At 44.5% G+C, this 21,940-nt stretch carries 13 protein-coding genes; 11 read left to right on the top strand and 2 right to left on the bottom strand.

The window, feature by feature from the left end:
• Nucleotides 1–156: 156 nt before the first annotated feature.
• Nucleotides 157–2,514, bottom strand: a complete 2,358-nt coding sequence (locus tag BSAG_RS17730) for a family 43 glycosylhydrolase (RefSeq protein ID WP_004316737.1) — start codon at nucleotides 2,512–2,514, stop codon at nucleotides 157–159.
• 243 nt (nucleotides 2,515–2,757) lie between these two features.
• On the opposite strand from BSAG_RS17730, the gene BSAG_RS17735 reads away from it, so the two are divergent.
• The 6 genes from BSAG_RS17735 to BSAG_RS17760 all read left to right on the top strand — a co-directional run bounded on the left by BSAG_RS17735 (nucleotide 2,758) and on the right by BSAG_RS17760 (nucleotide 13,305).
• The gene (locus BSAG_RS17735; RefSeq protein WP_008771098.1) at nucleotides 2,758–5,634 is read left to right on the top strand and encodes a sugar-binding domain-containing protein; all 2,877 of its coding nucleotides are present in this window, start codon (nucleotides 2,758–2,760) and stop codon (nucleotides 5,632–5,634) included.
• Nucleotides 5,635–5,764: 130 nt separating this feature from the next.
• Nucleotides 5,765–7,003 (top strand): rhamnogalacturonan acetylesterase, encoded by a 1,239-nt coding sequence (locus tag BSAG_RS17740; RefSeq protein ID WP_008771097.1) that lies wholly within the window; start codon nucleotides 5,765–5,767, stop codon nucleotides 7,001–7,003.
• Nucleotides 7,004–7,051: 48 nt separating this feature from the next.
• A complete protein-coding gene (locus BSAG_RS17745) occupies nucleotides 7,052–8,587 on the top strand; it encodes a glycoside hydrolase family 28 protein (protein ID WP_004316734.1) in 1,536 nt (511 codons plus the stop codon).
• Nucleotides 8,538–9,140 carry a DUF4450 domain-containing protein gene (locus BSAG_RS17750; RefSeq protein ID WP_004316733.1) on the top strand — a complete coding sequence of 201 codons (603 nt, stop codon included), beginning with the start codon at nucleotides 8,538–8,540 and terminating at the stop codon, nucleotides 9,138–9,140. Before BSAG_RS17745 ends, BSAG_RS17750 begins: the two co-directional genes overlap by 50 nt.
• Nucleotides 9,137–10,540, top strand: coding sequence for a glycoside hydrolase family 28 protein (locus BSAG_RS17755; RefSeq protein WP_004316732.1), 1,404 nt, complete (start codon nucleotides 9,137–9,139; stop codon nucleotides 10,538–10,540). Before BSAG_RS17750 ends, BSAG_RS17755 begins: the two co-directional genes overlap by 4 nt.
• The gene (locus tag BSAG_RS17760) at nucleotides 10,540–13,305 is read left to right on the top strand and encodes a glycosyl hydrolase (RefSeq protein ID WP_004316731.1); all 2,766 of its coding nucleotides are present in this window, start codon (nucleotides 10,540–10,542) and stop codon (nucleotides 13,303–13,305) included. The genes BSAG_RS17755 and BSAG_RS17760 overlap by 1 nt, the downstream gene beginning before the upstream one ends.
• A gap of 316 nt (nucleotides 13,306–13,621) precedes the next feature.
• Here the strand turns inward: BSAG_RS17760 and BSAG_RS17765 are convergent, their stop codons facing one another.
• Nucleotides 13,622–14,794 (bottom strand): MalY/PatB family protein, encoded by a 1,173-nt coding sequence (locus BSAG_RS17765; RefSeq protein WP_004316730.1) that lies wholly within the window; start codon nucleotides 14,792–14,794, stop codon nucleotides 13,622–13,624.
• Nucleotides 14,795–14,862: 68 nt separating this feature from the next.
• On the opposite strand from BSAG_RS17765, the gene BSAG_RS17770 reads away from it, so the two are divergent.
• The 5 genes from BSAG_RS17770 to BSAG_RS17790 form a co-directional block, all read left to right on the top strand.
• Nucleotides 14,863–15,648: a Cof-type HAD-IIB family hydrolase gene (locus BSAG_RS17770; RefSeq protein ID WP_004316729.1), complete on the top strand. Its 786-nt coding sequence runs from the start codon at nucleotides 14,863–14,865 to the stop codon at nucleotides 15,646–15,648.
• 105 nt (nucleotides 15,649–15,753) lie between these two features.
• Entirely contained in the window at nucleotides 15,754–17,754 is a 2,001-nt protein-coding gene (locus tag BSAG_RS17775) for a tetratricopeptide repeat protein (RefSeq protein WP_004316728.1), read from the top strand.
• An 83-nt stretch (nucleotides 17,755–17,837) separates the two neighbouring features.
• Nucleotides 17,838–20,363 (top strand): AsmA-like C-terminal region-containing protein, encoded by a 2,526-nt coding sequence (locus tag BSAG_RS17780; protein ID WP_004316727.1) that lies wholly within the window; start codon nucleotides 17,838–17,840, stop codon nucleotides 20,361–20,363.
• 79 nt (nucleotides 20,364–20,442) lie between these two features.
• Nucleotides 20,443–21,057: an L-threonylcarbamoyladenylate synthase gene (locus BSAG_RS17785; protein ID WP_004316726.1), complete on the top strand. Its 615-nt coding sequence runs from the start codon at nucleotides 20,443–20,445 to the stop codon at nucleotides 21,055–21,057.
• A 232-nt stretch (nucleotides 21,058–21,289) separates the two neighbouring features.
• Nucleotides 21,290–21,940, top strand: a 651-nt coding sequence (locus BSAG_RS17790; RefSeq protein WP_008997381.1) for a transposase, incomplete at its 3' end; no start/stop codon positions are given.

Genomic DNA, 21,940 nt, shown 5'->3' with positions numbered 1-21,940 from the left:
ACGCCCTACGAAAAAAACACACCAGCCACAAGCCCTGAAAGGGCGGAACTGTATACAATTATGCCCTTTCTGGGCGCAAATTCAGATTACCGTTTTTTCGTAGGGCGTTGCCCTACGCTATATAATTAAGCCCTTTCAGGGCACTCCGCAAAATTATCATTTCTCATAGATTTTCCATTCCCACAATCCAGCATCTCCCCTGCGGATATGAAGACGAAGATAACGGGCCTCCCCTATCTCCTTCGCCAAATGCGGGGAGCGCACTTCTACTTTAGCTTGTTCGGCACATGTCCGCCAGTTTTTTCCATCCATCGATTTTTCTAACCGCCACGTATGTCCTTCAGTAGGGCGGGTAAAGTAAAACTGACATTCGTTGACATTGCGAATCCCTTTTAAATCCACCGTAATGAATGGACTGCTATCCGTATCGGCTGCCATCCAACGAGTTCCATTCGATTCATCGGCTACATGAGCAGCCTGATAAGTATGCGTTCGAGTATAATTCTTCACGGAGGCTTTCTCCGGTAGAGGCTGGTTAGGCTGTGTTTCAATGCTGACCACAGAAGTGCGCGGTTCTTTCTCGCTGGAAGCATAAAAATGTGACTGCAAAGACAAATTCGTCCGTTTCTCTTGTGGAGTTGCCAGGCACCCCACTCCACGCATATCGGGAACTAAAGTCTTAATTGTTCCGTCATCATTAAATTCCATCCAGTTGGCATATATCTGCCGGGTGGTTCCACCATCTCCGTATTCGAGATAAAGAAAGATATACTCATCCGTTCCTTCATCGTAGAACACATTGCCATGCCCCGGTCCCCACACTTGATTTTCGGGAGAAGAAAACAAAAAGATATCGTTGCCCTCCGGTTTCACAAAACCTGTAAGAGGAGATTCGCGGCTCATCATGTATGCATTTGCATAATTCTGATGACCGCTCAATGTATAAATATAATAATAGATACCTTTACGTTTAAACATTACGGGACCCTCTGAATATCCCTGACGGACTGTTTTCAATGTCACCGGTTCCCCATCCAGATGAAGCCGGTCAGCAGAAAGACGTGCCGCATTCCGACGACGCCAAAAGATATATCCCGTACCGTCATCATCAATAAAAGGCTCTCCGTCGATATCATTAATAATGGCGGGGCTATCTACTTCTTCTCCGGAAACAAAAAGCCCTTTTCCTTCGGTAAACCGGAAAGGACCCTCCGGACGATCTGCAACAAGCACATAAGTCCCCATCTTATCACCGGGCTTGACAAAAGTGACATATAAATAAAACTTTCCATCGTGTTCAATCACTCTCCCGGGAGCCCAATACCGGAAATATCCTTTTTTCTTTTCACCTTTATCATTCGTATATTCATATCCTTTCGACCAGTCGAAACCACTAATATGAGAACCCTCAAAGCTCCAGTTTACAAAATCTTTCGACTTCCACACAACAGGTGTTCCGGCACGTTCAAGACCATAATCCAAATCAGTGGTTCCGTAGAGATAATAGGTATCACCAAACTTAGAAACGGAAGGATCCGCCACATTATCGGGGATTAAAGGATTATAAGTACGATTGGCTATCAATGCCTCCACCACGGAAGCATCTACCGCAAACGCCGTTCCATGACGGATGCCTCTCGGAAAAGAAACTTGATCGGACACGTCTTCCCATGTTTCGCCATGATCTAAAGAGCGAACGGCACCATAACGATGATCGCGGTATTTATCGAAGTAAACATAAAGCGTATCACCGACAAAAAGAGGAGCAGGTCCTTCCGCCCAATACTTTCCTGTAATAGGCGCCGATACTTTGGTCGGAAATCCTTTTTCGATCTTTTTTGTACGCGTAACGCGCAAATTCTTTTCCGGGGGATTGGAGTTTTCATTCTTGACTATCATTATCAGGTCTCCCAGCTTCGGATCTTTCACAATGGCAGCGTCAATCACGCTGAAATCAGGATTGAAGAACATTTTCGTCTTTGAGAAAGTATAGAAATCCTTTGTTGTCACATAATAAATACGATGATTCAATCCCTTCTCGCTTTCGCTGGTAGGTATTTCCTTGTGACGACCGGGGATGGTAGTTGCCCAAAAGATATAGTAAGTTTGCGAAGGTTCGTCATAAAAGAGTTCAGGTGCCCAACAATTATAGGCAGTCGGCTCGTGCATCATTACCGGAATAGCCTGTTGTTCACTCCAATGAATCAAATCACGAGAAGAAGCATGGCCGATAATCCGATCAGTCCAACTGGAAGTCCAGACCATGTGGAAAGTTCCGTCCGGAGCCTGGCAAATACTCGGATCTCGCATTAATTTATCTTTACCGACGGAAGGTGTCAGATAAGACCGTCCGCCATTCAAAGGCATCCAATTCATCCCGTCATAACTATAAGCTAAATGCAATCCATCTTTACTGTCATTGATGAAATAAGAAAAGAGATAAGCAGTCTTACCGGCGAAGATTGTCATTACCGAGCAAAGACTTAGAGCCATCCAAACAACTACTTTTTTCATGGTTCCTTTTAAGATTAAAAAGTTTACCCCGCAAAGATAAGGTATCTCCCAACCTCCTCAAAGATAAAGAGCATGGACAATATTTCAAATCCATGTAGTTTTGTACACCATCCGTCCTATAAGTGCATTTTGATACAATATTCTATGTATCTGTACATCTTTCTATTTACTAAACCCTTAAAAAGCTCTACTTTAGCGGCAGATTTTAAAATAGAGATGAAAAACATATCAATTCTATATATCATGAAACAACTTTTAGTAAGTATTGCCATCGTATTTGCCTCTATACTGACCGTAACGGGGCAAAATCATTCTTTCAGTTTATCCGGCAAATGGAATTTCCAGATAGACCGGGAAGATATCGGCACCAAGGAACAATGGTTCAAAAAAAGCCTTGATGATCAGATTAATCTCCCCGGCTCCATGCCCGAAAAGCTGAAAGGAGATGAAGTAACCGCCCGCACCCGGTGGACCGGAAGCTTGTATGACAGCTCTTACTATTTCAATCCATACATGGAGAAATACAGAATAGAAGGACAAGTGAAACTTCCCTTTTTCCTGACTCCCGACAAACATTATGTAGGGGTAGCCTGGTATCAAAAGAAAGTTACAATACCTTCCAACTGGAAAGGAGAAAGAATCACTCTTTTCCTGGAACGCCCGCACATCGAAACGACCGTATGGGTCAATCAACAGAAACTCGGTATGCAGAACAGTCTTTGTGTCCCTCATGTGTATGATCTGACTTCTGCTATTACTCCCGGCAAAACCTGCCTGATTACTATCCGCATCGACAACCGCATCAAAGAAATCAATGTAGGCCCCGACTCTCACAGCATCACCGACCAGACCCAAGGTAACTGGAACGGAATCGTAGGACGAATCGAATTACAGGCCACTCCTAAAGTCCATTTTGAAGACATTCAGATATACCCTGATTTAAACAATCAGAAAGCACTGGTACGCATGAACATACAGTCTGCCTCTTCCACCAAAGGAGATATTACACTTTCTGCCGAAAGTTTCAATACGGACACTCAACACAAAGTAGCTCCTGTTCAGCAAAGCTTCCATATCCGTCCGGGAGACAATGCGATAGAGATGGAACTTCCTATGGGAAAAAATTTCCTCACATGGGATGAGTTCAATCCTGCACTGTATAAACTGACGGCAAAATTGACCAACGGTAAACAGTCCGACATCAAACAGGTACAATTTGGTATGCGCGATTTCAAGATAGAAGAAAAATGGTTCTACGTCAATGGTCGCAAAACAATGCTTCGCGGCACAGTGGAAAACTGTGATTTCCCATTGACCGGTTATGCTCCAATGGACGTAGCTTCCTGGGAGCGGGTGTTCCGCATTTGCCGCAACTATGGTTTGAATCACATGCGTTTTCATTCTTTCTGCCCGCCGGAAGCTGCTTTTATCGCAGCCGATCTAGTCGGTTTCTATCTGCAACCGGAAGGTCCGAGTTGGCCGAATCACGGACCAAGATTGGGTAACGGTCAGCCAATTGACAAATATCTGATGGACGAAACAATTGCCCTGACTAAAGAATACGGAAATTATGCATCTTACTGTATGTTGGCTTGTGGTAACGAACCTTCCGGACGCTGGGTGGCATGGGTGAGCAAGTTTGTCGATTATTGGAAAGCGACAGATCCGCGTCGTGTATACACAGGAGCTTCCGTAGGAAACAGCTGGCAGTGGCAACCTCACAATGAATACCATGTGAAAGCCGGAGCACGCGGTTTGAGTTGGGCAGGCGCGCAACCGGAAAGCAAATCGGATTATCGTGCAAGGATAGACACCGTGAAACAACCGTATGTATCACATGAAACAGGTCAATGGTGCGTATTCCCGAATTTCAACGAAATCCGCAAATATACCGGAGTCAACAAGGCGAAGAACTTTGAGATTTTCAGGGATATTCTGAATGATAACCACATGGGAGGTCAAAGTTATGATTTTATGATGGCTTCGGGCAAATTGCAGGCACTTTGTTATAAGCATGAGATTGAAAAGACATTGCGCACCCCCGATTATGCAGGTTTCCAATTGCTGGCTCTCAACGATTATTCGGGTCAGGGAACGGCATTGGTTGGTGTACTGGATGTATTTTTTGAAGAGAAAGGATATATCAACGCGGAGCAATTCAGACGTTTTTGCAGCCCGACTGTCCCCTTAGCCCGTATTCCGAAGTTTGTATATGCCAATGATGAAACATTCCATGCCGACATCGAAGTTTCCCACTTTGGTGCAGCCCCTCTGCAAGGAGCAAAAACTAGCTATACTATCAAAAACAAGTTCGGAAAGGTGTATGCCAAAGGAACTGTCGGCACACAAACGATTCCTATTGGAAACCTTTGTGCACTAGGCAGTGTGGATATGAATCTGAAGGGGATCGATACTCCGCAGAAACTAAACCTGGAAGTGTGTATTGAAGGCAGCGATGCCGTCAATGACTGGGATTTCTGGGTATATCCTGCACAAGTGGAACTGACACAAGGAAGCGTATATACTACCGACACACTGGATGAAAAAGCCATTTCCGTACTGAAAGAAGGAGGAAATGTATTAATTACGGCAGCCGGCAAAATACAATACGGAAAAGAAGTTAAACAATACTTTACTCCGGTATTCTGGAATACTTCCTGGTTCAAGATGCGCCCACCGCACACAACTGGTATTTTCCTGAATGAATATCATCCTCTTTTCCGTGAATTTCCTACGGAATTTCATAGTAACCTGCAATGGTGGGAATTATTAAATAAAGCCCAGGTGATGCAATTTACCGACTTCCCGGCAGAATTCCAGCCAACCGTTCAAAGCATCGACACCTGGTTCATCAGCCGGAAAATCGGAATGTTGTTTGAAGCAAATGTATTGAACGGTAAACTGATGATGACCAGCATGGATATCACCTCTCAACCGGAGAAACGAATCGTTGCCCGACAAATGCACAAGGCAATCCTGGATTATATGAATTCGGATGCTTTCCGTCCAACAGAGAAAATATCTCCTGAGCTGATTCAGGCATTGTTCACCAAAGTGGCAGGAGATGTAAAATCTTATACCAAAGATTCGCCGGACGAGCTCAAACCGAAAATTAACTAAAAAGGAAATTATCAGGCACAGATTACACGAATTACACTGTTGCTTTATAGAAAGCGTAATTCTAAAAACCGTGAAATCCGCGTAATCCGTGCCTAAATTCTATAAACAATATACATTCATATTATTTATAATGAAAACTACCATCATAGGCTTACTACTCTTGGCTACAATAACCGTCCATGCCCAAGAAGAAGTCCGAACCTACCAACTGTCGGACGCACCCCGATATAGCGAAGAGACGGGATACGGATACGACCTCACCGCCACACCCGAGAAAGGGAGTAAATCACCTTTCTTCTTCTCTGTCCGTGTTCCGGACGGGAATTACAAAGTTACAGTACGCCTGGGAAGTAAAAAACAGGCAGGAGTGACCACCGTAAGAGGTGAGTCACGCCGGCTATTTGTTGAGAACCTGCCAACTAAAAAAGGACAATTCGTAGACGAAACATTTATCATCAATAAACGTACCCCTCGTATCTCCGAAAAAGAATATGTACGAATCAAGCCCCGTGAGAAAGCGAAACTGAACTGGGATGATAAACTGACATTGGAATTCAATGGAGATGCACCTGTGTGTCAAAGTATCCGTATCGAACCTGCCGATCCGTCGGTTATCACTGTTTTTCTGTGTGGTAACAGTACGGTAGTCGATCAGGACAATGAGCCTTGGGCTAGCTGGGGACAAATGATTCCTCATTTCTTCGGAACAGATGTTTGCATCGCCAATTATGCGGAATCCGGTGAATCGGCCAATACTTTTATCGGAGCAGGACGTTTGAAAAAAGCATTGAGCCAGATGAAGAAAGGCGATTATCTCTTCATGGAGTTCGGACATAACGATCAGAAGCAGAAAGGTCCCGGAAAAGGAGCTTACTACTCTTTTATGACCAGCCTGAAAACATTCATCGACGAAGCACGGGCACGTGGAGCATATCCCGTACTGGTTACTCCCACCCAACGCCGGAGCTTTGACTCAACCGGACATATCCGCGATACACACGAAGATTATCCGGAGGCCATGCGCTGGCTGGCCGCCAAAGAAAATATACCTTTGATTGACCTCAACGAAATGACTCGGACACTATATGAAGCGTTAGGCACGGAAACATCCAAACGCGCCTTCGTACACTATCCGGCAGGAACTTATCCCGGACAGACCAAGGCTTTTGAAGACAATACCCACTTTAACCCTTACGGCGCTTACCAGATAGCCCAGTGTGTGATTGAAGGTATGAAGAAAGCCGTACCCGAGTTAGCCAAACACTTAAAAATAGACCCGGCATATAACCCGGCACACCCGGATGATGTGAATACTTTCCACTGGAACGAATCACCTTTCACAGAAATAGAGAAACCGGACGGAAATTAAGAGATAAGTATTAGGTATCAAGTATTAAGTATCAGGCATTAGATAAATATGAAAACCAAAAGCATCTTTCCCCTGTTCCTATTGGCAGGCACACTTTTGACAGCAGCTTGCGTCACCCCAACGGCCAAACAGGCAGGAAGCAACAGCTTCGAATGGGGGCAAGTACCGCAACAACCGGATTTGTCATGGGCTGACAGTGTAGGAAGCCGGCAAATGCCCGGAAACAGTCTTATTTTATCCGCCAATTCTTTTGGCGCAGTAGCAGACAGCACGGTGCTTAGCACAGAGGCTATCCAGAAAGCAATCGACAGTTGTTCCGTCTCCGGTGGAGGCACGGTCACCCTTCAACCGGGATATTATCAGACAGGGGCATTGTTCGTAAAAAGCGGTGTCAACCTGCAACTGGATAAAGGAGTGACTCTACTGGCTAGTCCTCACATTCATCATTATCCCGAATTCCGTTCACGGATTGCGGGAATTGAGATGACATGGCCCGCGGCAGTAATCAACATTGTCAACGAAAAGAACGCTGCCGTCAGTGGAGAGGGAACGCTGGATTGCCGAGGCAAAGTATTTTGGGATAAATATTGGGAAATGCGGAAAGAATATGAAAAGAAAGGATTACGCTGGATTGTAGATTACGACTGCAAACGTGTACGGGGTATTCTCGTGGAACGCAGTTCGGACATTACCCTCAAAGGATTCACCCTGATGCGGACAGGCTTTTGGGGATGCCAGGTTCTTTATTCCAATTACTGCACCATAGACGGACTGGTCATTAATAATAACTTGGGAGGACACGGCCCTAGTACGGATGGTATCGACATCGACTCGTCTACTAATATTCTGATTGAAAACTGCGACGTCGATTGCAATGATGATAATATTTGTATCAAATCGGGACGCGACGCAGACGGATTGCGTGTCAATCTCCCCACGGAAAATATAGTAATACGCAACTGTATAGCCCGCAAAGGCGCAGGCCTCATCACCTGTGGCAGTGAAACCTCCGGCAGTATACGAAATATATTGGGATACAATCTTCAAGCAGTCGGCACCTCGGCTGTACTACGGTTAAAAAGTGCCATGAACCGCGGAGGAACGATCGAAAACATCTATATGACCGACGTAAAAGCAGAAAACGTCCGCCACGTACTGGCTGCGGATCTGAACTGGAATCCCAGTTATAGTTACAGCGTATTACCTAAAGAGTATGAAGGGAAAGATATTCCGGAACATTGGAGAGTAATGCTGACTCCGGTAACACCACCCGAAAAAGGTTATCCACACTTCCGCAATGTATATGTATCAAAGATCAAAGCAGAAAATGTAGATGAATTTATCTCTGCTTCCGGCTGGAATGACTCGTTACGTCTGGAAAATTTCTATCTTTATGCCATCGAAGCGCAGACCAATAAACCGGGAAAAATCTGCTATACAAAAAACTTCAATTTGTCTGAAATAACATTGGATATGAAAGACAAAAACGCTATTGAACTAAAGGAAAATGAACAAAGTAATATCCACTTCAACTATGCTGAAACAACTCCTGACCACCGTACTGCTGGGAATCTTGCTCATTGATGCGCAAGCACAATCCCTGACTCCGCCTGCCGGTACTTTCCGGCTGGGAATATCGAAGGGAAATGAAAGTCACTGGCTGAAGCCTAAAGAAAAAGTAGAAGGGATCCATTTCCAATGGAAAGCCTTGCCCGATAGTCATGGATTTATTCTGGAAGTAGAAGTGACTTCCACATCAAAAGCGGATAAGCTCTTTTGGAGCTTCGGCGATTGCCAGCCGGATTCGGATATCAATGTCTTCAGTGTGGAAGGACAGGCTTTCACTTGCTATTATGGAGAAAGTATGAAATTACGTACTTTACAGGCTGTCACTCCCAGCGATGATATTCGCTTGAGCAACGGACATAAGGATGAAACTCCCCTGATGCTTTACGAATCGGGCAAACGGACGGACCGACCGGTATTGGCCGGACGTTGTAATCTATCTCCTACCCTCTCGCAAGAAAAGGACACCAAGCCATTCCGACTTTACTTCTGCTTCTACGAACAGAATGAAAAAGCGGATTACAACTATTATATGTTACCGGATATTTTTGCCAAAATCGACAAAAAATGAAAAGAGCTTATTTATTATTCACTCTGTTAATTGGTTGCATCTATATACATGCAGCCATTTATAACGTTAAGGACTTTGGAGCCAAAGCGGATGGAAAAACCATCGATTCTCCTGCTATCAATCGTGCGATTGAAGCAGCTGCAGAAGCCGGAGGAGGTACGGTTTACCTACCAGCCGGAGAATATGCCTGTTATTCTATCCGGTTAAAAAGTAACATTCATTTGTATCTGGAGCAAGGTGCGTGTATTCTTGCCGCTTTCCCCGGAAAAGAGGCAGGATATGATAGTGCCGAACCGAATGAACATAACAAATATCAGGATTTCGGACACAGCCACTGGAAGAATTCCTTAATTTGGGGAATCGGGCTGGAGAACATAACGATCAGTGGGCCCGGACTTATCTACGGTAAAGGGCTGACTCGCGAAGAAAGCCGCCTACCGGGTGTAGGCAATAAAGCTATCAGTTTGAAGGAATGTAGAAATGTGACTCTGAAAGATTTATCCATGTTGCATTGCGGACATTTTGCCCTGCTGGCTACAGGAATAGATAATCTGACTATTCTGAATCTGAAAGTAGATACAAACCGGGATGGATTCGATATTGATTGTTGCCGGAATGTGCGTATCAGCCAGTGCACGGTGAACTCGCCCTGGGATGATGCCATTGTATTGAAAGCATCCTACGGTTTAGGACGCTTTCAGGATACGGAAAATGTGACGATCAGCGATTGTTATGTAAGTGGTTATGATAAAGGAAGTGTATTGGATGGCACCTGGCAACTGGATGAACCGCAAGCCCCCGATCATGGTTACCGCACCGGACGCATCAAACTGGGAACAGAAAGTAGCGGAGGTTTCCGCAATATTGCGATTACTAATTGTATCTTTGAACATTGCAGGGGACTGGCATTGGAAACGGTAGACGGAGGACATCTGGAAGATATTGTTATCAACAATATAACGATGAGGAATATTGTCAACGCTCCTATCTTCCTCCGGTTAGGCGCACGTATGCGTAGCCCCGAAGGTACGCCTGTGGGCACCATGAAGCGCATTCTCATCAGCAACATCAACGTTTGGAATGCCGACAGCCGTTATGCCTCCATCATCAGCGGAGTGCCGGGTGCATGTATTGAGGACGTAACTTTTCGAAATATTCACCTCTATTATAAAGGAGGATATAGCGAAGAGGATGGCAAACGTATTCCGCCCGAACAGGAGAAAGTATATCCCGAGCCCTGGATGTTCGGCACTATTCCCGCTAAAGGGTTTTATATCCGCCATGCACGGAATATTACCTTCGACGGCATCCGCTTCCACTTTGAACAACCGGACGGACGACCGCTTTTTGTAACTGATGACGCAGAAAACATAGAATACTATAATACACCGAAAGAATAATGAATAAAAGACAATGGATAGTTCTTTGCCTGCTCGCCACAGGTGGAGTAATGCAAGCACAACAATGGCCGGACACTCCGGTGGAAGCACGTCCCGGTGCCAGATGGTGGTGGCTGGGAAGTGCCGTAGACGAAAAGAACCTGACGTATAATCTGGAAGAATACGCACGCACCGGAATGGGAGCAGTAGAAATTACTCCTATCTATGGGGTGCAAGGCAATGACGCGAATGAAATTCAGTTTCTTTCTCCCCGCTGGATGGAAATGCTTAAACATACACAGGCGGAAGGAAAACGTACGGGTATCGAGATTGATATGAATACCGGAACAGGATGGCCTTTTGGCGGACCTGAAGTCAGTATCGAAGATGCGGCTACCAAGGCTATCTTCCAGACATACGAAATAGAAGGCGGCAAAGAGGTTGAACAGGATATCAATGTGACCGATCCCAAGCAACAACCATTTTCCGTACTAAGCCGGGTGATGGCATACGATGAAAAAGGCAAATGTATCAACCTGACTGCTCACGTCAAAAAAGACAAGCTGCAATGGAAAGCACCTGCCGGCAAATGGAAAGTGATCGCTCTTTACATCGGAAAAACAAGGCAGAAAGTGAAACGGGCAGCTCCGGGAGGAGAAGGCTACGTGATGAATCACCTCTCAAAAAAGGCGGTAAAAAATTATCTTTCCCGCTTTGACCGTGCTTTCAAAAGTAGCAAGACAAGTTATCCGCATACTTTCTTCAACGATTCATACGAGGTTTATCAAGCTGACTGGACGGATGATTTCCTGGAACAGTTCGCTCGCAGACGGGGGTATAAACTGGAAGAACATTTCTCCGAGTTTCTGGATGAAAATCGTCCGGAAGTTAGCAGACGTATCGTGTCGGATTACCGGGAAACCATTTCCGACCTCTTATTGGAGAACTTCAGTCATCAATGGACAGACTGGGCACACAAAAACGGTAGTATCACCCGTAATCAAGCACACGGTTCGCCCGGCAATTTGATTGATATCTATGCTTCCGTGGATATTCCCGAATGTGAAGGTTTCGGATTGTCGCAGTTCCATATCGAAGGATTGCGTCAGGACTCATTGACCAAAAAGAATGATTCGGATCTGTCTATGTTGAAATATGCTTCTTCGGCAGCTCATATTGCAGGAAAAACGTATACTTCTTCCGAGACATTTACATGGCTGACGGAGCATTTCCGTACTTCCCTGTCGCAATGTAAACCGGATATGGATTTGATGTTTGTTTCCGGAGTCAATCACATGTTTTTCCACGGTACTCCTTATTCTCCGAAAGAAGCCGAATGGCCCGGATGGCTGTTCTATGCTTCTATCAATATGAGTCCGACAAACAGTATTTGGCGTGATGCCCCTTCTTTCTTCCATTACATTACCCGCTGTCAGAGTTTTCTGCAAATGGGACGGCCGGATAATGATTTCCTGATTTATCTTCCGGTATATGATATGTGGAACGAGCAACCGGGACGATTGTTACTGTTCACCATCCACCACATGGATAAACTCGCTCCCAAATTTATCAATGCTATCCATCGTATTAATAACAGCGGATATGACGGGGATTATATCTCTGACAACTTTATTCGCAGTACCCGTTTCAAGAACGGACAGTTAGTTACATCGGGCGGCACTGGTTATAAAGCACTGGTAGTACCTGCCGCGCACTTGATGCCGAGTGATGTGCTGGCGCATCTTTATGAACTAGCCAAGCAAGGAGCTACCATTGTATTCCTCGAAAACTATCCGACAGATGTACCGGGATATGGTCAGTTGGAACAGAAACGAAAAAGTTATCAACAGACTTTGAAGAATCTGCCTGCCGTATCGTTTTCAGAAACAACCGTTACTCCGATTGGGAAAGGTAAGATTATCACCGGAACGGATTATGCACGTACATTGGCATGTTGCAATATCCCTGCGGAAGAAATGAAAACAAAATTCGGGTTACAGACCATTCGAAGAGTAAATGACACAGGACATCATTACTTCATCTCTTCATTGCAGAACAAAGGAGTAGATGGTTGGATTACTTTAGGTACAAATGCCGAAACAGCCGCTCTCTTTAACCCCATGACCGGAGAATGCGGAGAGGCGAAAGTGCGTCAGGTAGACGGAAAGACACAAGTCTATCTGCAATTAAAATCGGGCGAGTCTATCATCCTGCAAACATACCGACAACCTTTACAAGCATCCAAGCCGTGGAAGTATGTAAAAGAACAACCCTTTAGTCTTCGCCTGGACCATGGCTGGAAATTGCACTTTGCTGAAAGCACACCGGAGATTCAGGGTACATTTGATATAGACCGTCCATGTTCATGGACAAACATAGATCATCCGGCAGCCCAAACAAATATGGGGACTGGCGTTTATTCTTTGGATATTGAGTTGCCGGCTCTGAAAGCTGACAACTGGATTCTTGACTTGGGAGACGTACGCGAAAGTGCCCGTGTCCGAATCAACGGACAGGAAGCAGGCTGTGTATGGGCAGTGCCTTATCAGCTTAAGGTAGGGCAATTCCTGAAACCTGGAAAAAACCACATCGAGATAGAAGTCACTAACCTCCCTGCGAATCGGATTGCAGAATTGGACAGACAGGGAGTGCAGTGGCGCAAATTCAAGGAAATCAATATTGTAGATTTAAGATATCGTCCGGCTAATTATGGACATTGGGCTCCTATGCCTTCCGGTTTGAATAGTGAAGTACGATTGATTCCGGTAGATTTTACACAAGAGTAAGGAAATCATTATTCACCAAGGAGGACGCAAAGGACACAGAAGTGAAAACAGTTCGGGGGTATAAACTAGCAGATGATCTTCTGCTTACTAGTGAAAGATAATTTCCTTCACTAGTATTTTTTATATCTTTCCTCCTATAAATAGTGATCGAACTTGCATTCCGGTTTTCGTTTGACTTAAGTTAAGCGATAGTTTGACTTAAGTTATTCTATCGTTCGACTTAAGTCAAACGAAAACTCATTAGGGAATGAAAAAGATATTCTCTTCAAGGAAAACAACTAAATATAATATAGCAGCAGATTATTTCTTGCTTGAGCTACTTTAAATTTATCACAGCTTGTTCCAGTTGTTTCAATGCCTGTTCCAACACTGCACGCGGACAAGCGATGTTCAATCGCATAAACCCTTCCCCCTCCTTGCCAAATGTTGTTCCGTCATTCAATGCCAGATGAGCATCTTCTACGAAAAGGCGGTTCAGTTCTTTCTGATTAAGTCCCAACTCACGACAATCTAGGAAAATAAGATAAGAGGCTTGCGGACGAATCATTTTAATCGCAGGAATATGTTCTTTTAAATATGTTTCTGTAAAATCCACATTTCCTTTAATATAGGATACCACTTGATCCAGCCATTCTGTTCCATGACTGTAAGCAGCCGATACGCTAAGATAAGCAAACAGGTGCCCTTCACTGAATTCACTTGCTTCCATATACTTCTGGAAACGGTGACGAAGTTCATCATTTTCAATGATTGCATAAGAACTGGCCAGCCCCGGCATATTGAATGCTTTGCTCGGAGACATAAAGACAAGTGAATTCATCCGTGCTTTTTCCGAAATCAAAGCAAAAGTAGGGTGTTTATAAGGAGGTAAGGTCAAGTCGGCATGAATCTCGTCAGAGATCACCAAAGTACCGCTTTCATAACAGATATCAGCAATTAGAGAAAGTTCCTCTTTTGTCCATACGCGTCCGCCCGGGTTATGGGGATTACTTAAAATCAATAATTTGCATCCTTGTACATCCCGGCGAAAACGGTCAAAGTCGATATAATACTGTCCATCTTTCAGTACCAATGGGCTGTATACTACTTCACGCTCATTCTTCTGTGTTACCAAAAAGAAAGGATGATAAACAGGAGGCATGACCATTACTTTATCACCTTTTTGCGTAAAACATTGAATAACGAAAGCCAATCCGCGGACAATACCGGGAGTGAAAGTCAACATCTCTTCACGGATCGTCCAGCCATGACGCTCTTTCACCCAGTTAACAATAGACTCCGACCATTCTTTGCAAGCAAAAGTATATCCGAGCACTTCATGTTCCAGCCGTTTTTTCAAAGCCTCTATTACAAAAGGAGCCGTACGGAAATCCATATCAGCTACCCACATTGGAATCAAGTCATTGCGTCCCCAACGGCTTTCTACAGCATCCCATTTTACGGAATCTGTACCGTTACGGTTTATTATTTCATCAAAATTATAGTTCATACTGCATAATGTTTTTATGTTATGTGAGACAAAAGTAGTACATTTGTACTCAATTCAAAAAGGAATTTATGACGAAAGCTTTATTTTTTGATATAGACGGAACGCTGGTCAGTTTTGAAACTCACCGTATACCGTCTTCTACCATCGAGGCGTTGGAAGCTGCCCACGCAAAAGGGCTGAAGATATTTATCGCTACCGGACGCCCGAAAGCCATTATCAACAATCTTTCCGAATTGCAGGACCGGAACCTTATCGATGGATATATAACCATGAACGGAGCCTATTGTTTTGTCGGTGAACAGGTTATTTATAAAAGTGCCATACCACAGGAAGAAGTGAAAGCAATGGCAGCTTTTTGCGAGAAGAAAGGTGTTCCCTGCATTTTCGTAGAGGAACATCATATTTCTGTCTGCCAACCTGATGATATGGTGAAAAAGATATTCTACGATTTTCTGCATGTGAATGTCATTCCTACTGTATCTTTTGAAGAAGCAACAAGCAAGGAAATTATACAGATGACTCCTTTTATCACAGAGGAAGAAGAAAAAGAAATCCGTCCGTCTATCCCCACCTGCGAAATCGGACGCTGGTATCCCTCATTCGCAGACATAACAGCCAAAGGAGACACCAAGCAGAAAGGGATTGATGAAATCATCCGTTACTTCGGCATAAAGTTGGAAGAAACAATGGCATTCGGAGATGGAGGAAATGATATCACTATGCTTCGCCACGCAGCTATCGGAGTTGCTATGGGACAGGCTAAGGAAGACGTGAAAGCCGCTGCCGATTACGTTACGGCTCCCATTGACGAGGACGGAATAAGTAAGGCAATGAAACATTTCGGAATTATTTAATAATGTGCCGATTTACCAATGCGCCCAAAAAACTATTATCCCGCGATTTCATGACACAACGTATTGGCAAATTAGCACATCAACAAATTTGCATATTATTATATTATGAGCGTAGACACTAACAACGCTGAGTTTCAGGATGCACTGAATCTGATTCAATATACCCGTCAATCGGTTTTTCTGACAGGAAAAGCCGGTACGGGAAAATCTACATTCCTGCGTTATGTCTGCGAGCATACCAAGAAGAAGCATGTTGTACTTGCACCGACCGGAATTGCCGCAATCAATGCCGGTGGAAGTACGATGCATAGCTTCTTTAAATTACCTTTTTATCCGTTATTGCCGGATGATCCTAATTTAAGTCTCCAACGTGGCCGTATTCACGAGTTCTTCAAATACACCAAGCCACATCGTAAGTTGCTGGAACAAATAGAACTGGTCATTATCGACGAAATCTCTATGGTACGGGCAGACATCATCGATGCCATCGACCGTATCTTACGAGTTTATTCACATAATCTGCGCGAACCTTTCGGTGGAAAACAACTCTTATTGGTAGGAGACGTCTTCCAACTGGAACCCGTTGTAAAGAACGATGAGCGGGAAATTTTGAACCGCTTCTATCCCACCCCCTACTTTTTCTCTGCCAGAGTGTTCGGACAAATAGACCTCGTCTCTATCGAACTTCAAAAAGTATATCGACAGACGGACCCTGTATTCGTCAGTGTCCTCGACCATATCCGCACCAATACAGCCGGAGCCGCAGACCTGCAACTGCTCAACACCCGCTACGGAAGCCAGATTGAAGAATCTGAAGCAGATATGTACATCACACTCGCCACCCGAAGAGATACGGTCGACTCCATTAATGAGAAGAAATTAGCAGAGCTCCCCGGAGAACCCATTACTTTTGAAGGAGTTATCGAAGGAGATTTTCCGGAAAGCAGTCTGCCTACTTCACAAGAGCTTGTACTCAAACCCGGTGCACAAATCATCTTCATCAAAAATGATTTCGATCGTAGGTGGGTAAACGGTACGATTGGTGTCATTGCCGGAATTGATGAGGAAGAAGAAACGATCTACGTCATCACCGACGATGGAAAAGAATGTGACGTAAAACTGGAATCATGGCGTAATATCCGCTACCACTACAACGAAAAAACAAAAGAAATAGAAGAAGAAGTATTAGGCAGCTTCACTCAATACCCTATCCGGTTAGCATGGGCCATCACTGTTCATAAAAGTCAGGGACTGACCTTCAGCCGTGTAGTCATCGACTTCACCGGCGGTGTATTTGCCGGAGGACAAGCATACGTAGCACTTAGCCGTTGTACCTCACTGGACGGCATCCAACTCAAAAAGCCTGTCAACCGTGCCGATGTCTTCGTCCGTCCCGAAATCGTCAACTTTGCCGGACGCTTCAACAACCGCCAAGCCATCGACAAAGCCCTGAAACAAGCACAAGCCGATGTGCAATATGCCGCTGCTTCACGTGCCTTCGACAAAGGGGATATGGAAGAATGTCTGGAACAGTTTTTCCGTGCCATCCATTCCCGCTACGATATTGAGAAACCTGTTCCCCGTCGTTTGATCCGCCGTAAACTCGGCATCATCAATACACTGAAAGAGCAGAACAAGAAGCTCAAAGAACAGATGCGCGAACAACAGGAACGTATACGACAATACGCCCACGAGTACCTGTTAATGGGAAACGAATGTATCACCCAAGCCCACGACGTACGTGCCGCCCTCGCCAACTACGACAAAGCCCTTAGCCTCGACCCCAACTACATAGATGCCTGGATAAGAAAAGGAATCACACTCTTCAACAACAAAGAGTACTTCGACGCTGAAAACTGTTTCAACACCGCAGTCAGCCTCCATCCTGCAAACTTTAAAGCAGTCTATAACCGTGGAAAGCTCCGACTAAAAACAGAAAACACAGAAGGCGCCATCGCCGACCTGGACAAAGCCACCAGCCTGAAACCCGAACACGCCGGCGCACACGAACTTTTCGGGGATGCCCTGTTAAAAGCCGGAAAAGAAGTGGAAGCTGCGTTACAATGGAGAATTGCAGAGGAACTGAAGAAAAAGAAGAATCCCTAAAAAATTCTCTTTTATCTCTTATTATCAAAAAGTTTTATTAGTTTTGCTCTTCATTATATCTCAAACTCTTAAAATAGAAGCAAATGAAAAAAGGTTTGAAAATCGCAGCTATCACCGTAGGAGTAATTATCATTCTGATGTTCCTTCTTCCTTTCGCCTTCCAAGGAAAGATAGCCGACATTGTAAAAACAGAAGGCAACAAGATGCTTAACGCACAATTTGACTTTAAGAACCTTAACATTAGTCTGTTCCGCAATTTTCCACAGGCTTCTGTCACTCTCGAAGATTTCTGGTTGAAAGGTACGGGTGAATTTGCCAATGACACCCTTGTACAAGCCGGAGAAGTTACCGCCGCAGTCAACTTATTCTCCCTTTTCGGAGATAGCGGTTACGATATTTCTAAAATATTTATCGAAGACACGAAGTTACATGCCATTATCTTGCCGGACGGACGTACCAACTGGGATATCATGAAACCGGATACAATAGCAACAGTCGAAACGCCTGCAGAAGAAGAAGCCTCTTCTCCTTTCAAAGTCAAACTGCAACGCTTTGTTATCAAAAACATGAATCTGATTTATGACGATCAACAAGGAAAGATGTATGCTGATATCCGCGACTTCAACGCTATTTGTGCCGGAGACTTAGGAAGCGAACGTACCACTCTGAAACTGGAAGCGGAAACCAAATCACTCACCTACAAGATGAATGGAATCCCTTTCCTGGCAAATGCCAATATCTCCGCCAAGATGGACGTAGATGCTGACCTTGCCAATAACAAATACACATTAAAAGACAATACCATCCGCCTCAACGCCATTCAGGCAGGCATCGACGGCTGGGTAGCCTTGAAAGACCCGGCTATCGACATGGACTTGAAACTTAACACGAACGATATAGGCTTCAAGGAAATATTGTCATTAATTCCCGCCATTTACGCCACAGAATTCTCCAGCCTGAAAACAGACGGAACTGCAACGCTTACCGCAACGGCCAAAGGTATCCTGCAAGGAGACACCGTTCCGGCATTCAATATTGACATGCAAGTCAAGGATGCTATGTTCCGCTATCCGGCTCTACCGGCAGGAGTAGATCAAATCAACATCAGTGCCAACGTTCAAAATCCCGGAGGAAATATCGACCTGACTACGGTCAACATCAATCCGTTCAGTTTCCGCCTTGCCGGAAATCCGTTTAGCCTGACTGCTACAGTGAAAACACCGATCAGTGATCCGGATTTTAAAGCAGAAGCGAAAGGAGTACTCAACTTAGGTATGATCAAACAAGTCTACCCGCTTGGAGACATGGAGTTGAACGGTACCATCGACGCCGATATGCAAATGTCGGGACGCCTCTCATCCATCGAAAAAGAAGAATACGAACGTATACAAGCCTCGGGCACTATCGGACTGACGGGCATGAAACTCAAAATGAAAGATATGCCGGATGTAGAGATTAAAAAGTCTCTCTTCACCTTCACTCCGAAATACCTCCAGTTGAGTGAAACAACTGTCAACATCGGAAAAAACGATATCACCGCCGACAGCCGATTTGAAAACTACATCGGTTATGTATTGAAAGGTAGCACATTGAAAGGAAACCTGAATATTCGTTCCAACTACTTCAATCTGAACGACTTCATCACCGCTTCTGCCGATGAAGCCTCCACATCAGAAGCTGCGTCCACCGACTCTGTAGCTACAGCCGCCACAGGTATTGTTGAAGTTCCCCGTAACATCGACTTCCAAATGGACGCTAACCTGAAACAGGTGTTATTCGACAAGATGTCTTTCAATAATATGAATGGCAAACTTGTTGTAAAAGATGGCAAAGTGGATATGAAAAACCTTTCCATGAACACCATGGGTGGTAATGTAGTGATGAACGGCTACTACTCCACCGCCAACATAAAGAAGCCGGAAATGAAAGCCGGATTCAAGCTCTCCAATATCGGTTTTGCACAAGCATACAAAGAACTGGATATGGTGCAGAAAATGGCTCCTATCTTCGAAAACCTGAAAGGTAATTTCTCCGGAAGCATCAACGTCCTGACAGATTTGGATGCAGCCATGAGCCCCGTACTGAATACGATGCAGGGTGACGGTAGTCTTTCCACCCGCGACCTTAGTTTAAGCGGAGTAAAAGCAATCGACCAGATAGCCGATGCCGTGAAGCAACCCAGCCTGAAAGACATGAAAGTGAAAGACATGACATTGGATTTCACCATCAAAGACGGCCGCGTAGAAACCAAACCGTTTGATATCAAGATGGGAGACTACACACTGAATCTTTCCGGCAGCACAGGACTCGATCAAACCATCGACTATTCCGGTAAAGTGAAACTGCCCGCATCCGTAGGCAATATCTCTAAGTTAATGACTCTTGACTTGAAAATCGGAGGTTCGTTCACCTCTCCGAAAGTCAGCGTAGATACTAAGAGCATGGCCAACCAAGCTGTCGAAGCCGTAGCCGATGAAGCAATCAGCAAACTCGGACAGAAACTTGGCCTGGACTCTGCCGCTACCGCCAACAAAGATTCAATCAAACAGAAAGTCACAGAGAAAGCTGCGGAAAAGGCACTGGATTTCTTGAAAAAGAAACTCAAATAAAAAGAGAAAATAATAACCATTTAACCCACTCGTCCCTCCTCCTTCTCCTTTGCGAGAGGGAAGGGATGAAGCTTTTAATATGCTACTGAAACTATATGATAAAAACAATAACCCGCAGGATTTACAACGAATCATCGATATCCTGAATGACGGCGGACTTATCATCTATCCTACCGATACGATGTACGCCATCGGCTGCCATGGTCTGAAGGAACGTGCCATAGAACGGATCTGCCGGATTAAAGAGATAGACCCTCGAAAAAACAATCTGTCTATCATCTGTTATGACTTAAGCAGTATCAGCGAATACGCGAAAGTAGACAATAACGTATTCAAACTGATGAAGCATAATCTTCCGGGACCATTTACCTTTATTTTGAACGGCACCAACCGGTTGCCGAAAATCTTCCGCAACCGGAAAGAAGTAGGTATCCGTATGCCGGACAACAACATCAGCCGTGAAATCGCACGCCTGCTGGACGCTCCCATTATGACCACCACACTGCCATACGAAGAGCACGAGGACTTGGAATATATGACTGATCCCGAACTTATAGATGAAAAGTTCGGCGACATCGTCGATCTGGTCATTGACGGCGGTATCGGAGGTATAGAACCTTCAACGGTAGTGAAATGCACGGACAACGAACTGGAAATCGTCCGACAGGGAAAAGGCTGGCTGGAAGAGAATTAATTCCGCAGACAGTTATTTCTAACTTACAAAATGGGCTGCAATCAATTCAACACTGATGCAGCCCATTCTCTTTTTATAGAGTCAATTTTATGCTTACTTAGGGATATTCCTAAAATAATAAAATTTAAGGCAACTAATTCATTGCGAGTTAGTTGCCTTTTTTGTATCTTTAAGCATTCCCCCCAAAAAACGGTTTGACGGCCAAAACGGGGGTAATCTAAAATAAAAACACATGGTAAAGATACAAAAAATCTCAGAAATCGAACCTCTTTTAGGTTTTACTGAGTTCGATATGCTAAAAAAATATCGTCAAAGTTTTGCAACGAGTGAATTAGGTCGCCTCCATGCTCTGTTTCCTTTCTCGGAACTGGCCCGACAAATGCATTTGAAGTCCTCTGCATTGGGTCGTAAAAGTTATTTTTCTCCTGAGGGTAAAATAGCCTTGATGGTCCTGAAGTCCTATACCAACTTTTCAGATTCACAACTGATTGAACATTTAAACGGTAATATTCATTACCAGTTATTTTGTGGTGTTCAGATTGATCCGCTTCATCCACTGACCAATCCTAAAATCGTCAGTGCAATTCGTCAGGAACTAGCGGATCGCCTTGATATTGAGTCCATCCAGCTCATTCTTGCCGAGCATTGGAAACCTTATCTTGAGAACCTTCATGTCTGTATGACCGATGCCACCTGTTATGAAAGTCATCTGCGTTTTCCTACTGATACCAAACTCTTATGGGAAGGTATTGTATGGCTTCATCGTCATCTGTGCAAACATTGCCAGACCTTGCACATACAACGTCCCCGTAACAAGTATCTTGATGTACGCCGTGCCTATCTTGCTTATAGCAAACTGCGTAAACGCAGGAAATCACAGACT

It is taken from the genome of Bacteroides sp. D1 (genome assembly GCF_000157095.2).
Classification (GTDB): domain Bacteria; phylum Bacteroidota; class Bacteroidia; order Bacteroidales; family Bacteroidaceae; genus Bacteroides; species Bacteroides xylanisolvens.
This window is presented reverse-complemented; position numbering and strand designations above follow the sequence as displayed.

Coding starts and splice junctions, on each gene's coding strand:
- BSAG_RS17770 (WP_004316729.1), top strand. CDS start 14,863: ATGACGAAAGCTTTATTTTTTGATATAGACGGAACGCTGGTCAGTTTT.
- BSAG_RS17750 (WP_004316733.1), top strand. CDS start 8,538: ATGCTGAAACAACTCCTGACCACCGTACTGCTGGGAATCTTGCTCATT.
- BSAG_RS17785 (WP_004316726.1), top strand. CDS start 20,443: ATGCTACTGAAACTATATGATAAAAACAATAACCCGCAGGATTTACAA.
- BSAG_RS17745 (WP_004316734.1), top strand. CDS start 7,052: ATGAAAACCAAAAGCATCTTTCCCCTGTTCCTATTGGCAGGCACACTT.
- BSAG_RS17730 (WP_004316737.1), bottom strand. CDS start 2,514: ATGAAAAAAGTAGTTGTTTGGATGGCTCTAAGTCTTTGCTCGGTAATG.
- BSAG_RS17755 (WP_004316732.1), top strand. CDS start 9,137: ATGAAAAGAGCTTATTTATTATTCACTCTGTTAATTGGTTGCATCTAT.
- BSAG_RS17760 (WP_004316731.1), top strand. CDS start 10,540: ATGAATAAAAGACAATGGATAGTTCTTTGCCTGCTCGCCACAGGTGGA.
- BSAG_RS17740 (WP_008771097.1), top strand. CDS start 5,765: ATGAAAACTACCATCATAGGCTTACTACTCTTGGCTACAATAACCGTC.
- BSAG_RS17780 (WP_004316727.1), top strand. CDS start 17,838: ATGAAAAAAGGTTTGAAAATCGCAGCTATCACCGTAGGAGTAATTATC.
- BSAG_RS17775 (WP_004316728.1), top strand. CDS start 15,754: ATGAGCGTAGACACTAACAACGCTGAGTTTCAGGATGCACTGAATCTG.
- BSAG_RS17765 (WP_004316730.1), bottom strand. CDS start 14,794: ATGAACTATAATTTTGATGAAATAATAAACCGTAACGGTACAGATTCC.
- BSAG_RS17735 (WP_008771098.1), top strand. CDS start 2,758: ATGAAACAACTTTTAGTAAGTATTGCCATCGTATTTGCCTCTATACTG.